This is a genomic window from Geothrix edaphica (assembly GCF_030268045.1).
GTDB classification, from domain to species: domain Bacteria; phylum Acidobacteriota; class Holophagae; order Holophagales; family Holophagaceae; genus Geothrix; species Geothrix edaphica.
Map to the genome: position 1 here is coordinate 1,073,147 of NZ_BSDC01000001.1, position 13,315 is coordinate 1,086,461.

Annotated in this window: 12 protein-coding genes; 5 read left to right on the forward strand and 7 right to left on the reverse strand. The window is 67.9% G+C overall.

What is annotated here, in order from left to right; genetic code table 11:
• Position 1 precedes the first annotated feature (1 nt).
• Positions 2 to 1,150 (forward strand): cysteine desulfurase family protein, encoded by a 1,149-nt coding sequence (locus QSJ30_RS04825; RefSeq protein ID WP_285606963.1) that lies wholly within the window; start codon positions 2 to 4, stop codon positions 1,148 to 1,150.
• Positions 1,151 to 1,726: 576 nt separating this feature from the next.
• Positions 1,727 to 2,536 carry a hypothetical protein gene (locus QSJ30_RS04830; protein ID WP_285606965.1) on the forward strand — a complete coding sequence of 270 codons (810 nt, stop codon included), beginning with the start codon at positions 1,727 to 1,729 and terminating at the stop codon, positions 2,534 to 2,536.
• A 22-nt stretch (positions 2,537 to 2,558) separates the two neighbouring features.
• On the opposite strand, the gene QSJ30_RS04835 is transcribed toward QSJ30_RS04830, so the two are convergent.
• Both QSJ30_RS04835 and QSJ30_RS04840 read right to left on the reverse strand, forming a co-directional pair.
• The gene (locus QSJ30_RS04835) at positions 2,559 to 3,533 is read right to left on the reverse strand and encodes a YheT family hydrolase (RefSeq protein WP_285606967.1); all 975 of its coding nucleotides are present in this window, start codon (positions 3,531 to 3,533) and stop codon (positions 2,559 to 2,561) included.
• Positions 3,534 to 3,558: 25 nt separating this feature from the next.
• The gene (locus tag QSJ30_RS04840; protein WP_285606969.1) at positions 3,559 to 4,104 is read right to left on the reverse strand and encodes a hypothetical protein; all 546 of its coding nucleotides are present in this window, start codon (positions 4,102 to 4,104) and stop codon (positions 3,559 to 3,561) included.
• A 190-nt stretch (positions 4,105 to 4,294) separates the two neighbouring features.
• On the opposite strand from QSJ30_RS04840, the gene QSJ30_RS04845 reads away from it, so the two are divergent.
• Entirely contained in the window at positions 4,295 to 6,547 is a 2,253-nt protein-coding gene (locus QSJ30_RS04845) for an NADP-dependent malic enzyme (protein ID WP_285606972.1), read from the forward strand.
• Between the two features lie 43 nt (positions 6,548 to 6,590).
• On the opposite strand, the gene QSJ30_RS04850 is transcribed toward QSJ30_RS04845, so the two are convergent.
• The 3 genes from QSJ30_RS04850 to QSJ30_RS04860 are packed head-to-tail and all read right to left on the reverse strand — an operon-like array spanning position 6,591 to position 10,434.
• On the reverse strand, positions 6,591 to 7,382 hold the full coding sequence (locus QSJ30_RS04850) for a SirB1 family protein (RefSeq protein WP_285606974.1): 792 nt from the start codon (positions 7,380 to 7,382) through the stop codon (positions 6,591 to 6,593).
• Positions 7,382 to 7,879, reverse strand: a complete 498-nt coding sequence (locus tag QSJ30_RS04855; RefSeq protein ID WP_285606976.1) for a hypothetical protein — start codon at positions 7,877 to 7,879, stop codon at positions 7,382 to 7,384. Before QSJ30_RS04855 ends, QSJ30_RS04850 begins: the two co-directional genes overlap by 1 nt.
• Positions 7,876 to 10,434, reverse strand: a complete 2,559-nt coding sequence (locus QSJ30_RS04860) for a SpoIIE family protein phosphatase (RefSeq protein WP_285606978.1) — start codon at positions 10,432 to 10,434, stop codon at positions 7,876 to 7,878. Before QSJ30_RS04860 ends, QSJ30_RS04855 begins: the two co-directional genes overlap by 4 nt.
• 25 nt (positions 10,435 to 10,459) lie before the next feature.
• On the opposite strand from QSJ30_RS04860, the gene QSJ30_RS04865 reads away from it, so the two are divergent.
• The gene (locus QSJ30_RS04865) at positions 10,460 to 11,194 is read left to right on the forward strand and encodes an SDR family oxidoreductase (protein WP_285606980.1); all 735 of its coding nucleotides are present in this window, start codon (positions 10,460 to 10,462) and stop codon (positions 11,192 to 11,194) included.
• Positions 11,191 to 11,859: a radical SAM protein gene (locus QSJ30_RS04870; protein ID WP_285606982.1), complete on the forward strand. Its 669-nt coding sequence runs from the start codon at positions 11,191 to 11,193 to the stop codon at positions 11,857 to 11,859. Before QSJ30_RS04865 ends, QSJ30_RS04870 begins: the two co-directional genes overlap by 4 nt.
• A gap of 34 nt (positions 11,860 to 11,893) precedes the next feature.
• On the opposite strand, the gene QSJ30_RS04875 is transcribed toward QSJ30_RS04870, so the two are convergent.
• Positions 11,894 to 12,280 (reverse strand): VOC family protein, encoded by a 387-nt coding sequence (locus QSJ30_RS04875; RefSeq protein WP_285606984.1) that lies wholly within the window; start codon positions 12,278 to 12,280, stop codon positions 11,894 to 11,896.
• A 37-nt stretch (positions 12,281 to 12,317) separates the two neighbouring features.
• Entirely contained in the window at positions 12,318 to 12,725 is a 408-nt protein-coding gene (locus tag QSJ30_RS04880; RefSeq protein ID WP_285606986.1) for a DUF3788 family protein, read from the reverse strand.
• Between the last annotated feature and the right edge of the window lie 590 nt (positions 12,726 to 13,315).

The following is a 13,315-nucleotide window of genomic DNA, read 5'->3' on the forward strand; positions in this document are numbered from 1 at the left end:
CATGGATCTGATCTACCTCGACCACAACGCCACCACGCCCCTCGCTCCCGAGGCCTTCGAGGCCATGCGGCCCTGGTTCATGGAGCGCTTCGGCAACGCCAGCGCAGCCTATGCCCTGGGCCACCTGTCGGACGGCGCCGTGGTGGCGGCACGGGAGCAGGCGGCGGCTCTGGTGGGCTGCACGCCGGCGGAGATCGTGTTCACCAGCGGCGGCACGGAGAGCCTCAACCACGCCTTCCGGGGCGTGTGGGAGGGCGTCCCCGCCAAGCGCCACCTGGTGACCACGGCCGTGGAGCATCCGGCCGTGCGGGCCCTGGTGGTGTGGTGGAAGGGCCAGGGCGGCGAGGTCACGGATGTGGGCGTGGATGAGGCCGGCCGACTGGACCTGGGGGCCCTGGAGGCCGCGGTGCGGCCGGAGACGGCCCTGGTGGCCGTCATGGCCGCCAACAACGAATCGGGCGCGCTGTTTCCGGTGGCCGAAGCCACCCGCATCGCGAAGGCGAAGGGGGCGCTCTCCCTGGTGGATGCCACCCAGGCCATGGGCAAGATCGCGGTGGACGCCGGAGCCTGGGGGGCCGACCTGCTCTGCCTCAGCGGCCACAAGTTCCACGGCCCCAAGGGCACGGGCCTCCTCATGATCCGGCGGGGCGTGCGCCTGAAGCCCCTGATGCTGGGCGGCTCCCAGGAGCGGGGCCGGCGGGGCGGCACTGAGAATGTCCCGGGCATCGTGGGGCTGGGCAAGGCCGCCGAGCTGGCCCGGGCCAGACTGCCGGAGATGGACCGCGTGCGCGGCCTCCGGGATGAGCTCGAGGCGCGCATCCTAGATGGGATCCCGGATGTCCGCATCCACAGCGCCGCTGCCGACCGCCTGCCCAACACCAGCCTGGTGGGATTCGCGGGGATCGAAGGCGAGGCCCTGCAGCTGAAGCTGGCGGAGCACGGCATCTGCGTCTCCACGGGCAGCGCGTGCAGCACGGGCATGCGCGAGCCCAGCCATGTGCTGCGTGCCATGCGCGTGCCGGATGCCTATGCCCGGGGCACGGTCCGCTTCAGCCTGGGCCTGGGCACCACGGCCGACCAGATGGCCCACGTGGCGGAGCTGCTGCCGGGGCTGGTGGGGGAGCTGCGCCGGGGCCTGGGCGGGCGCTGAATGGCTCGATAAATTCGATAAATTCCCTGCGTGATGCAGTAATTTAATAGATTGCATGGAGTGGTTGTCGAAGGCGGGTGGGGGGAAGCCCTTTTTTCCCCGCCCATGGCTGGACCGGAGTGCCTCATGGTCCTGGAACGCCTCAGACGGTTTGCCCAAGGCTTCGGGGCCTTCGGTGATGGCACTGGTTGTCCCGAATGGCGCAAGCCTGCTGTCTTAGACCAGGGGCGGCTCGGGGAGGCCCGCGTGGCGTTGGACCACGAGGGGCGGGGAGTGGTGCTCTGGGAGAACGATGGGGGCCTGTGGGCCCTGCCTTTGGGGCCCGGCGCCTCTCCTGAGTTGATGCGGTTTCCCCTCGGAGAGGGGGCGGCTCCGCGGGTCGCGCTGAGTCCCGAAGGGCGCGGGCTGGCGATCTGGATGACCGATCTGAAGAACAGACGACAGATTCTCGGGAAGGTCCTCGGGACAGACGAAAACCCTGAGCACGTGTTGTTCCGGACGGTGGGGCGGATCCACCAGCTCCAGGTGGCGGTCGATCGTCGTGGCAACGCACTGGTGGCATGGGTCCATGAAAATATGGAACGGATCGAGGTGATGGCCCAGTCCTTCGACTCCCGGGGGGAGGCCTGGGAGAAGGAGCCGGTCGTCCTGGGCCTTCCGGGGGATCCATCGGTCTCACCGCACCTCGCGGCCAACCACCGCGAGTACGCCATGGTGCTCTGGGAGGCGCAGGACGGCAGCTTCGAAGGGCTGATGGCCTGCCACTACTGGCCTTCGGACCGGATCTGGTCGGACCGCCCCGTGCCCGTGGTGGCTCATGAAGCCCACCATCACCAGGTGGCCATGGATGATTCAGGAAACGCGCTGGCCCTGTGGATCCACACCCCGCACGGCCAGCGAAGCGTCCTCGAAGCCGGCTATTACGATGTCTGCCAGGGCGAGTGGAGCGAACCTGTGGTGTTGGCGAACGCCCAGGCGATCGTGTCGCCGCGCCTGGTCATGAACGGCCATGGCGAGGCCATGGCCACCTGGTGCCAGCGGGAAGGCGCGGGCGCCTGCCACCTGTTCGCGAAGGACTTCAAGGGGAGGGCGTGGGAGCCGGGAGCGGAGTGTCTGGACCACGGCCACCAGCCGATCCAGGACTATGCCATCGACTTGGCCGCGGATGGCCGCGCGGGCTTCCTGGTGGTCCAGCAGGGAGCTGCCGGGAATCACGTGTCTGTCCGGATCCGCCAGGCCGGGTGGTCCGCTCCCAGGGTCGTGGGATCAGCCCGGGATTCCGTTTGCGCCTCCCCTCGAATCGCGCTCAGCCCCCGGGGCGGGGCGCTCCTCTGGACGCAGGGCGCGGACCCGAAGAGATCCCTGGTCCTGGTCGGGTCCCTTTGAACGGCGGGAGCCCGGCCGATGGCTACTCGCCGAGCAGCTGCCTGGCATAGTGCTCCACCGCGTACGGCAGCCAGCGGTGTCCTGGCAGGTCCCGGCTGAGGTAGCCCATGTGGCCGCCGTGGGGTTCGATGTGGAGGTGCACGGCGGCCGAGGGCTCCGCCTCGGCGGCGTGCCGCCAGGGAATGAAGGGATCGTCCTTGGCCATGAGGATGACGGTCGGTATCGCGATCTTCGACAGATGATGGCGGGCCGAGCACCGGGCGTAGTAGTCGTCGGCGTCCCGGAACCCTCCAGCCTTCGTGGTGTAGGCATCGTCGAAGGCCCGCAGGCTCATGAGGGGGCCCGTCCGGTAGATGTCCTGGATGAGACCGTCCTCCACGCGCTGGCGGATGGCCTTGCGGCAGCGCTTGATGAAGCGCAGCTCGTAGAGCCGGCTGAGGCCGGAGTGGATGGCGCTGGAGCAGGCGCCCAGGTCCACGGGCGGGTTCACGGCGATGGCGCAATCGGGTTGCGCGGAGGGTTCCGGCAGGCCGCCGCCCAGGTTCAGCAGCAGGGCGTTGGCGGACAGGGAGTAGCCGATGGCCAGCTGGCGCAGCCGGGGATGGCGCTCCCGGGCGGCGGCGAAGGCCGCGCCGAGGTCATCGCCGGAGCCGCTGTGGTAGGGCTTCTTCGCCAGGCCGCGCCCCTCGCCGCAACCCCGATGATTGACGGTCCACACATGGTGGCCGAGCTTCCGGGCCAGGGCGATGGTGCGCCGCACGTAGTGGGCCTGGTCATCGCCCCCGAGGCCGTGGAAGACCAGCACCAGGGCATCCGTCTCGCCTGGATAATGCCGCCCGGTGAGCTGGTCCCCATCGGGCAGGGGGATGCGGAAGGGGGTCGAGGGGTGGTCCGGCGAGGCCCCGGGCAGGTAGTTGCCCAGGATGGTCTGGAGGTGGCCTGAAGCGGCCCACCAGGGGGCGCGGCAGGGGAGGGGCGGCGGAGCCAGCGTGCGCATGCACCCAGTCTGCCCGGGCCGCGGCTCAGTCGTTCCTCTTGAACACCAGCTTGTAGCTGAAAGGGTTGTCCAGCTTGGGGTGCGTGTAGGTCACCTGCAGGGCCAGCGAGTTCCCGTCCTTGCGCATGGAGTAGACGTATCTGAGCGTGAAGCCGTCGCCGGTGAGGGTCTGGATCATGGTCGGCCCGTCCTTGGCGAGGGTGGCCTTGAAGACCGTGTCGTCACTGCGCTTCCAGTCGCTCTCGGTGCCATCCGCGGGTGTGTCGATGGGGCGCTCCCGGCCCATGGTCACCGAGAAACTCTCCCCCGCCAGGATGTCGAGCTTGTTGAACTCCTGGCAGGCCGACTGGAGCTTCTTCTTCCAGTAGAGCTTCTTGGCGAAGTTCAGATCGCTGACGTGGGCCTCGATCTGCTCGCCGACCTTGTCACTTTGTGAAGCCGCAAGGGTCCATTCACCGTCCCAGTCCACCTTGACGGCCCGGGGCTCGCTGGCGGCCGCAGGGGTCCTGGACTTCTGCGCCGCGAGCGGGCAAAGGAGGAGGAAAGACAGGCCAGGAGCCAGAATGCGCACGGGACCTCCGGAAGCGATATGGAGGAGCCTACCTTCTCACCGGGGCTTCTGGAAGTTTTGTAAGCATCCTGTGTGATCCCTGCAACAAAGGGGGGGATTGATGACCTTGTAGGCATGATCGCGTAAGACGAGGTGTAAGCTTGGTGGCATTCAGCCCAGAGACAGGGCACTCAATTCAAGGAGTGTGGCCATGAGTCGTAAACAGGAAGCCCTCGATTACCATTCGCAGGGACGGAAGGGAAAGATCGAGGTTGTCGCCACCAAGCCCTGTTCGACCGCCCGCGATCTGGCCAACGCGTATTCCCCAGGTGTGGCGGAGCCCTGCCTGGAGATCGAGAAGAACCCCGAGGACGCCTACAAGTACACCGCCAAGGGCAACCTGGTGGCCGTGATCTCCAACGGCACCGCCGTGCTGGGCCTGGGCAACATCGGCGCCCTGGCCGGCAAGCCCGTGATGGAAGGCAAGGGGGTGCTCTTCAAGCGCTTCGCCGACATCGACGTGTTCGACATTGAAGTGAACGAGCTGGACATCGACCGCTTCTGCCAGGTGGTGAAGGCGCTGGAGCCCACTTTCGGCGGCGTGAACCTCGAGGACATCAAGGCCCCCGAGTGCTTCGAGATCGAGACCCGCCTGAAGAAGGAGATGAACATCCCCGTCTTCCACGATGACCAGCACGGCACCGCCATCATCAGCACCGCGGCCCTGATGAACGCCTCAGAAATCGTGAAGAAGAAGCTGAGCGACATGAAGGTGGTGTTCAGCGGCGCCGGGGCCTCGGCCATCGCCTGCGCCAACATGATGGTCGCCGCCGGCGTGAAGCTCGAAAACCTGTGGCTCTGCGACACCAAGGGCCTGGTCTACACGGGCCGCACCGAGGGCATGAACAAGTACAAGGACAAGTTCGCCAAGCCCAGCGAGTGGCGCACCCTGGCCGACACCATCGTGAACGCGGATGTGTTCGTGGGCTGCTCCAGCAAGGGCGCGCTGACGCCCGAGATGCTGCTGAGCATGGCCAAGAACCCCATCGTCTTCGCCCTGGCCAACCCTGATCCCGAGATCGACTACCCCACCGCGAAGGCCACCCGCGACGACATCATCCTGGCCACGGGTCGCAGCGACTACCCGAACCAGGTGAACAACGTCCTGGGCTTCCCCTTCATCTTCCGCGGCGCTCTGGATGTGCGCGCCTCGGAGATCAACGAGCCGATGAAGCTGGCCGCCGCCAAGGCCCTGGCCGCCCTGGCCAAGGAAGAGGTTCCGGATTCCGTGGTGAAGGCCTACTCGGGCCAGAAGTTCACCTTCGGCCCCGAATACATCATCCCCAAGCCCTTCGATCCCCGCGTGCTCCTGTGGGTGGCCCCGGCCGTCGCCAAGGCCGCCATGGAGACGGGCGTGGCGAAGCAGCCCATCGCCGACATGCAGGCCTACAAGGAGCGCCTCGAGGGGCTCCAGGGCCGCAGCAAGGACGTGATCCGCAGCGTGGTCCATCGCGCCAAGGCCAACCCCAAGCGCGTGGTCTTCCCCGAGGGCGACCATCCGCTGATCCTCCAGGCTGTCTCTCAGATGGTGGATGAGGGCATCTGCATTCCCATCCTGGTGGGCGACCCCGTCAAGGTGAAGGCCGTGGCCGCCGGTCACGGCATCTCCGTGGACGGCATCGAGATCCTGGATCCGGCCACCGTGACCTGGCGCAAGGAGGCGGAGGACGCCTTCCTGGACCTGCGGAAGCGCCGCGGCGTCACCCGTGACGAAGCGGGCCGCAAGCTTCAGGAACGCATCTACTTCGGTGCCATGATGTGCCGCATGGGCAAGGCCGATGGGCTGATCGCGGGCCTGACGATGTACTACCCCGACACCATCCGCCCCTGCCTGGAGGTCATCGGCACCCGCAAGGGCGTCAAGCGCGTCTGCGGCGTCTACACCATGGTGCTGAAGAACCGCGTGCTGTTCTTCTCCGATACGACCATGAACATCGAGCCCAGCAGCGAGGAGCTGGCTGAGATCGCCCTGCTCACCGCGGACCTGGCGAAGGACACCTTCGGCATGGAACCCCAGGTCGCCATGCTCTCCTTCTCCGACTTCGGCAGCGTGGAGCACCCCCTGGTCCGCAAGGTCCAGAAGGCCGTGGAGATCGTGAAGACCACCCGCCCCGGCCTCAAGTGCGACGGCGAGATGCAGGCCGACACCGCCCTGGGCGACGGCATCCTGTCCGAGAACTACCCCTGGGTGGACCTCCCGGGCGGGCCGAACGTGTTGATCTTCCCCGACCTCACCAGCGGCAACATCGGCTACAAGCTGGTGCAGCGGCTGGCGGGCGCTGAGGTCATCGGTCCCATCACCTGCGGCATGGCGGCTCCGGTCCACGTGCTCCAGCGGCACAGCGACATGAACGACATCATCCACCTCACGGCGCTCACCGTCGTGGAGGCGCAGCAGAAGTAGCTGTCAGTCACCAGCTTTCAGTCGCGGGGCCTTCGGGCCCCGCTTACTTTTCCAGCTGCTGGAGCCAGGTCTGGAGCTCGGGATCGGGATCGGGGCTGAGGCGCAGGGCTTCGCGGAGATCCCGGAGGGCCGGTCCGGGCTCGTCCCGCTGGAGGTGCACGAAGGCGCGCTCCTTGTGGACCCGGGCATCCTCCGGGTCCAGCAGGATCAGGTGGGTGGCCGTCCAGAGGGCCTCCTCCCAGTCCTCGGCGTGCATGAAGCGCAGGTGGAGGTTGCGCACCAGGCGGACGAGGATCTGGCGGTCCGTGGCGGGCCTCAGCATGTCCGGGTGGAAGGTGACGCGGCCGGCGCTGGCGGCCCGCACCAGGGCGGCCCCGGCCTCCTCGCCCACGGCGCACCCGCGGTTGAAGGGGTCGAAGCAGAGCAGGGCGGGTCCGGTGCGCAGGGCGGCGATGAAGTGCCCGGGCAGGCCCACGCCCACGGCGTCGAAGCCGAGGCGGCGCGCCAGATCGATCCAGAGGATGGACAGAGCGATGGGCAGTCCCTTGCGCCTTGCCACCACGGCCGGGAGCAGCGCGTTCAGGGGGTCATCGTAGGTCTCGCGGTCGCCCTCGAAGCCCAGCTCGACGAAGAGCATGTGGTTCAGGGCCTCCAGGGCCTTGGCGGTATCCCAGGGCAGGGGCATGCGCCCGGCGAGGTCGAAGGCCCACTCATTCAGCAGCATGACCACCGGCGCCGGGTCGGGATCCTCCAGGGCCGGGGCCACCGCGTGGATGGCGCCTTCGGCCAGGTTCCGGCACTGCGGGTCGAGGCGAAGGTATTCGAGCAGGGACATCAGCCCCGCCGGCGGATCACCGCGCGGGCCACCAGGGCCGCCGCCACCAGGCCCACGGCGCCCCAGGACCAGTTCATCCAGGAGCTGGTGGCGGCCTGGACTTTCCGGGTCTCCTCCGCCTTCCGGGCGTTCTCCTCGATCGAGATCTTGGACTGGGCTTCCCGGGCGTCCTTCACGGCCTTCTGGGCTGATTCGCGGGAGGCCTGCAGGTCCTTGGCCCCGGCCTCCTGCTCCTCCTGGATGCCGAGCACCGCGACATGCTCATGGGATCTGGCCTGGGCCTTGGGAGGTGTGCTCGCGGGCACGGCCTCCGTGTCATCGCTGCCGGAGACCGGGCCCTGGTTGGCGTCCAGCGACTCGGTGAGGGCCTGGAGGTCCTCGCGCAGGCCCTGGAGCACCTGGTTCTGGCGGTGGAGCTGGGCGCCCTGCAGCCACAGCATGAGCAGCTGGGCGGCCAGGAGACAGGGGATGGTCCATCGGAGGGCGGGGCGAGTCATGGGTGCTCCCTTCCCAGGATAAACAGAGTCCGGTCATCCCGGTTCTGGGTATCAAATGCCGCTACATCCCGGAAGACCGCTTCACAGGCCGCCCGGGGGCTGCCCGTGCCCCAGAGCCGGCGGAGCTGGCCGCACAGGCGGGCGACGCCGTAGAGCTCGCCCTCCCGGTTCATGGCCTCGGAGAGCCCGTCGCTGTAGAGCACCAGCCAGCCCTTGGGAGGCAGGGTCCCCTCGACGACCTCCCAGTCACCGGGGCCCGCCGGGCGCAGGCCAAGGCCGCGGCCGTGGGGCGCCATCTCGGTGAAGCAGTCCTCGGCGACCCCTTGCAGCAGCAGGGCGCCGGGGTGGCCGGCCCGGGCCAGCCGGTAGTGGCCCTGGTCGTTCCACTCCAGCAGGACCAGGGTGAGGAAGCCCCGCTGCCCCAGCAGCTGGCGGAGGGTGTGATCCAGGGAGCAGAGCATCTCCTCCAGGCCCTGGTCCTCGCGCTGGGCGGCCTGCTCCAGCAGGGCGGTGGCCTGGGCCATGTAGAGGGCCGCGGCGAGGCCCTTGCCGCAGACGTCGCCCACGGCCGCCAGCCAGTTGCCGCTGGGCCGCCGCTTGACGAAGAGCAGGTCGCCGCCGGTCTCCTGGGCGGGTTCCAGGCGCAGGGCCACCTGGAAACCGGGAATGGGCGGCAGGTGCGAGGTGATGAGCCCCTCCTGGATGCGCCGGGCGGTCTCCAGTTCCTGGCTGAGGCGCTCCTGGGCCAGCAGGCGCTGGTGCATCACGGCCGTTTCCAGCACCTGTCCCGCGGCCAGGGCCACCTCGCGCAGCAGCTCGCGATCCTCGCGGCCGTAGTTCAGCTCGGCGTACTTGCCGCCCAGCAGCACGGCGCTGTGGGGGTGGTCCCCCGCCAGGATGAGCAGGAGCAGCTGGGCTTCCAGGGCGTCCACATGGGCCCGGAGGCCCTCCCCCTGCTCCCGGATCCAGTCGGCCTCCTCGCTGCCCAGGCCCAGCACCAGCTCCCGGTTCTCCCGGGCCAGGCGGAGCAGGCCTGGGGGCAGCCGCAGGGGCTGGGGCGGGAAGTGCACCCGCCGGTCGTCCCGGTCCATGGTCTCGGCGGCGGGCAGGAGGAACTGGCGCGACTCGATGGGCAGCACCTGCAGGAATTGCGGCTGGAAGGCCTCGTCGAGGGCCCGCTGCAGGGACTTCAGCAGCGCCTCCTCGCTGAAGCGTTTCCGGGGCTCCCGCACGGCGCTCAGGGCGATCTCGCGGGTGCTGGAGAAGTCCCGCCGGAAGCGGCGGCGGATGCCCTTCAGCAGGCGGCGCAGGGTCCAGCCCAGGGGCAGGGCCAGCAGACCGATGAGGGCCCCCGCCCAGCCCGGCGGGATGGAGGACAGGTGGGAGAAGGCCCAGGCCAGACCCCCCAGGTAGCCCGCCACCGTCAGCGCCAGGATGGCCATGTAGCTCACCCACCGCAGCAGCACCTTCTGCACCTCGAAGAGGCCGTGGCGGAAGATGGCGAAGGCGAAGCTCAGCGGCAGCAGGGGGGCCGGCAGCATGAAGATGAAGACCTGCCGGCGGAAGAGTAGGCTGCCTCCGAACCGGGCCCGGAGCACGGTCCAGGCCAGCAGATCCAGGCAGAGCACCGCCGCCACGATGAGGGAGGGCCGTAGGGCCCGGCGTAGCCGCTCGTGGGTCCGGAAGGTGCCCACCAGGAAGAACCCGAGGCCCGCCAGGGCCGCCGCGGCGTAGAGCGGGATGGGCAGGAACCCGAAGAGGTTCAGCGTCGCTTTGAGGAGGCCCTCGGGCGGCGCGCCGGCCGGGGTGCGGAGCGCGCCGTCGCTGAGGGTGACCCAGAGGCGGAGGAGGAACTGCGCCAGGGCCATCAGCGCGAAGATCCCGTAGACGGCCTGGAGGAAGCGCCGGTTCTTCCGCAGGTGGAAGGGGTGCGGGAAGCGCAGGAAGAAGTGGATCCACAGCGGGGGCAGGAGGGCCGCCGTGAGGGACGCCATGAGGCTCACGGCGATCCGCATGGCCGTCGGGGCGTTCAGCCCCACGGTGGCGCCGGACAGCAGCAGCGCCGTGGCCGCCAGGTAGAAGAAGTGCCGCGAGGTCTTGCGCTCGGGCGCCGACAGCACCACCAGCAGGGCGATGGCCCAGGCGAGGATGCCGTTCAGCAGCAGGGCCACCTGCTCCAGGTCGAGGGGCTTCACCAGGCGCAGGGGCAGCAGGATCTGACGGCCCTGGCGCTTCACGGTGTAGATCAGGATGGTGCCCTGGGACTTGGCGTTGATGAACCGCTGGGCCTTGAGGGTGCCCTCCAGCGTGGGCTCGAAGGCCCGGCCCTGGATCTTCACCAGCTCGTCACCCTCGAGGAGGCCCGCCTCCTCGGCCACGCCGTCCGGCAGGATCTCGCGGATGACGATCTTCCCGTTCTCCACGATCCAGGAGCACTGGTCGTCCGAGGCGGCGTACACCCACTGGTTGAGCCCGAAGGACCCCAGGGCCAGCGTGAGGCAGGCGAAGCTGATCCACAGCAGGCGCCAGCGGATGCGTTTGAGGTAGGGGTTCATGGGACCTTTGTGGAAGAATGCCCCGATGGAGCGGATCTCGCGGAACGACAGGCCCTGCTGGGTGCTGGTGGGGGGACGGCGGCGGCTCGGCCGGGCCCTGGCGGAGGATCTGGCCCGGGATCATGACCTGGTGCTGACCAGCTCGGAACCCTGGGGTGGAGAGGCGTGGATGGAGGCTCTGTCGAAGACGGCGGGGATCCGGACACTTGTGTGGAATGCAGAGAGCCCGGAACTGAGTTCCAGAATCATGGCAGATCTGGAGGGCCTGAAGGCGGAGGGCTGGGTGATTTCCGGCGCCGTGCTGCTGGCCGGGACCTTCCCGGAGCAGCCCCTCGGCGCCTGGACGCCGGCCTTGCTCGAGGCCACCTGGCGCCTGAACCTCAGCTTCCCCTTTCTCGGCGCCCAGGCCCTGGCGCCGCACCTCACAGACGGTGCCTGCCTACAGCTCCTGCTGGACACCTCCATCCACCATCCCTGGCTCAAGCGCCTGCCCTACAGCGCCGCCAAGGCCGGACTGGCGGCGCTGGTGCCGGGCCTGGCCCAGCTGCTGGCGCCGAAGGTGCGCGTGGTGGGTCACGCCCTGGGGGCGATCCTGCCCGCCGAGGGCAGCGACGAGGCCTTCCTGGCCGGCCGCACCCTGCTCAAGCGCCTGGGCGACCCCGCCGACCTCTGCCGCGCCGTCCGCTACGCCGCCGACAGCCCCTTCCTCACGGGGGAGATCATGACGCTGGACGGCGGGCGGCGCTGGGTGGACCGATGAAATTCAAGGTCAATGAGGTGTTCCATTCCATCCAGGGCGAGGGCGCCCGGATCGGCCGCCCCTGCCTGTTCATCCGCCTCACGGGCTGCCCGCTGCGCTGCACCTACTGCGACACCGAGTACGCCTTCTACGACGGCACGATGCGGGACCTGGACGACCTGCTGGAGGAGGTGAAGCGGCGCCTCGGGCCGCCCGTGAAGGGCCCCAGCGCCCCCTTCGTGGAGCTCACCGGAGGCGAGCCCCTGGCCCATCCCCAGGCCCCGGAGCTGCTGCGCTCCCTGCTGGACCTGGGCTACGAGGTGGCCCTGGAGACGGCGGGGGCCCACGACCTGGCCCCCGTGCCCCGGGAGGTCATCAAGATCGTGGACCGCAAGACCCCCGGTAGCGGCGAGTCCCACCGGTGGCTGGAGTCCAACCTCGATCACATGGTTCCCGGCCAGGACGAGCTGAAGTTCGTCCTCTGCGACCAGGCCGACTACGCCTGGGCCAAGGCCTGGTGCGCCGAACGCGAGGTGTGGGACCACCTGGAAGTCCTCTTCAGCCCCGTCTGGGGCAGCCTCGACCCCGCCTGGCTCGCCGGGCAGGTTGTCGCCGATGGCCTGCCCGTGCGCGTCCAGGTGCAGCTGCACAAGGTCATCTGGGGGGCGGAGAAGAAGGGCGTGTAGCAGATGGTCGGGGCGCCGGGGCTGACGAGCCGCATCATTGGCCTTGAGGCGGCTGCCACAACTCGATCTTGTTCCCCTCTGGATCCATGACCCAGCCGAACAACCCGTACTCGGAATCGTCGATCTTATCGAGCACCTGGCAGCCCTCTTCCTTCAGGGCCTTGATCAAGGCGTGGAGGTCTTCCACTCGGTAGTTGACCATGAAGGGAGCAGAGCTCGGAGCGAAGTGGCTGCTCTCCTGCGGATCGATCAGCCAGGCCGTCGTGCCGGCCACCGGCTTGCCTTCGGCGTCGGTCCAGTCGAAGGCGGCTCCGCCCCAGGCCTGGACATCGATTCCCAGGTGCCGCTTGTACCAGGCCTGCAGGGCCGGGGCGTCCTTGGCCTTGAAGAAGATGCCGCCGATGCCTGTGACTCGTTTCATGGGACCTCCGAGGCGTGGTGGGGGTGAAGGGACTGTCTCATGAGTGGGCGGTTTTGATTTCAAGCAGCTTGGCCACCGATGCCAAGTCATTCGAAGCATGGATGGAGAACCGGATGCCACGGCCTTCGGCGTAAGGCCTTGCTTCGAGAAGCAGCTTCTTGATCTCGTCGGGAAGCCAGCTGGCCATGGCGAGCTGGAACGCGCGCTCGCCGAGAATGATTGCTACCCAGACCGAACCCTTGTCAGGGGTGAGATAGAGCAGGGTTCTCTTCTTGTGCTGGAGCAGGCACATCTGGCCGAAGTCGGTTTTCGAAGGCTTCCAAGTCATCGTGAGCGGGCCATAGGCGGCTTCAACCTGGCTGATGATCCCATTCCAGATCGGCAACGCCGGACCCATGACGCCCTCGAGCTCAGCCATGGTTGGAGGTTTGGCGTTCACGGGCATGCGGGAAGCCTAATGAAGGACGCTGACCAGACTTGGCTGCATCGAGGCGAGGGGCGACGCCGAGGAAGCGGCATGTGGAGGGGGAGCGGAAGACAATGCCCGTGGGGCCGAGACGAGCGGAGGTCAGGCCACCAGGAAGACCGCTACGACTCTACAGCGAATGGCTTATCGGAATCTTTGAGTTGAGCGAGGTAATCATCTGGATCCAACTTTGCGAAGGTCATGCGAGGGCGCTCACTTATGGAACGACTGGGCGTGAAGGTCAATTCGAGCGGCCCTTCCACTTCCAGGACAAAACGGATAGTGCCGCTTTTCATAAGCACAAGATCGGTTAGTGCGCGACTTCCATACATGGGCCCTGAAAAGGAATCAGAAGTGACGTATTTGAGCTCATGGGAGATGAGCGTAAAGCAAGTGGTTTCCTCCCAAGGGCAATCGAAATCCGTAACCAGCAGGTAGCCCTCTGGAACCAGGATTTGGTGTCGGAGGCAATAGCCGCTTACGTGGAGACCAGTAGGTACCCCGTCAAGGAGCAACCTGGACTTTCCGCCCCAAGAATCATAGGGTCCCTCGTGTTCTTCGAGTGTGAA

What these genes read in the sequence shown, in the direction of transcription:
- QSJ30_RS04825 (WP_285606963.1), top strand. Translation starts at nt 2, where the DNA reads ATGGATCTGATCTACCTCGACCACAACGCCACCACGCCCCTCGCTCCC.
- QSJ30_RS04830 (WP_285606965.1), top strand. Translation starts at nt 1,727, where the DNA reads ATGGAACGGATCGAGGTGATGGCCCAGTCCTTCGACTCCCGGGGGGAG.
- QSJ30_RS04875 (WP_285606984.1), bottom strand. Translation starts at nt 12,280, where the DNA reads ATGAAACGAGTCACAGGCATCGGCGGCATCTTCTTCAAGGCCAAGGAC.
- QSJ30_RS04870 (WP_285606982.1), top strand. Translation starts at nt 11,191, where the DNA reads ATGAAATTCAAGGTCAATGAGGTGTTCCATTCCATCCAGGGCGAGGGC.
- QSJ30_RS04835 (WP_285606967.1), bottom strand. Translation starts at nt 3,533, where the DNA reads ATGCGCACGCTGGCTCCGCCGCCCCTCCCCTGCCGCGCCCCCTGGTGG.
- QSJ30_RS04860 (WP_285606978.1), bottom strand. Translation starts at nt 10,434, where the DNA reads ATGAACCCCTACCTCAAACGCATCCGCTGGCGCCTGCTGTGGATCAGC.
- QSJ30_RS04865 (WP_285606980.1), top strand. Translation starts at nt 10,460, where the DNA reads ATGGAGCGGATCTCGCGGAACGACAGGCCCTGCTGGGTGCTGGTGGGG.
- QSJ30_RS04880 (WP_285606986.1), bottom strand. Translation starts at nt 12,725, where the DNA reads ATGCCCGTGAACGCCAAACCTCCAACCATGGCTGAGCTCGAGGGCGTC.
- QSJ30_RS04845 (WP_285606972.1), top strand. Translation starts at nt 4,295, where the DNA reads ATGAGTCGTAAACAGGAAGCCCTCGATTACCATTCGCAGGGACGGAAG.
- QSJ30_RS04855 (WP_285606976.1), bottom strand. Translation starts at nt 7,879, where the DNA reads ATGACTCGCCCCGCCCTCCGATGGACCATCCCCTGTCTCCTGGCCGCC.
- QSJ30_RS04850 (WP_285606974.1), bottom strand. Translation starts at nt 7,382, where the DNA reads ATGTCCCTGCTCGAATACCTTCGCCTCGACCCGCAGTGCCGGAACCTG.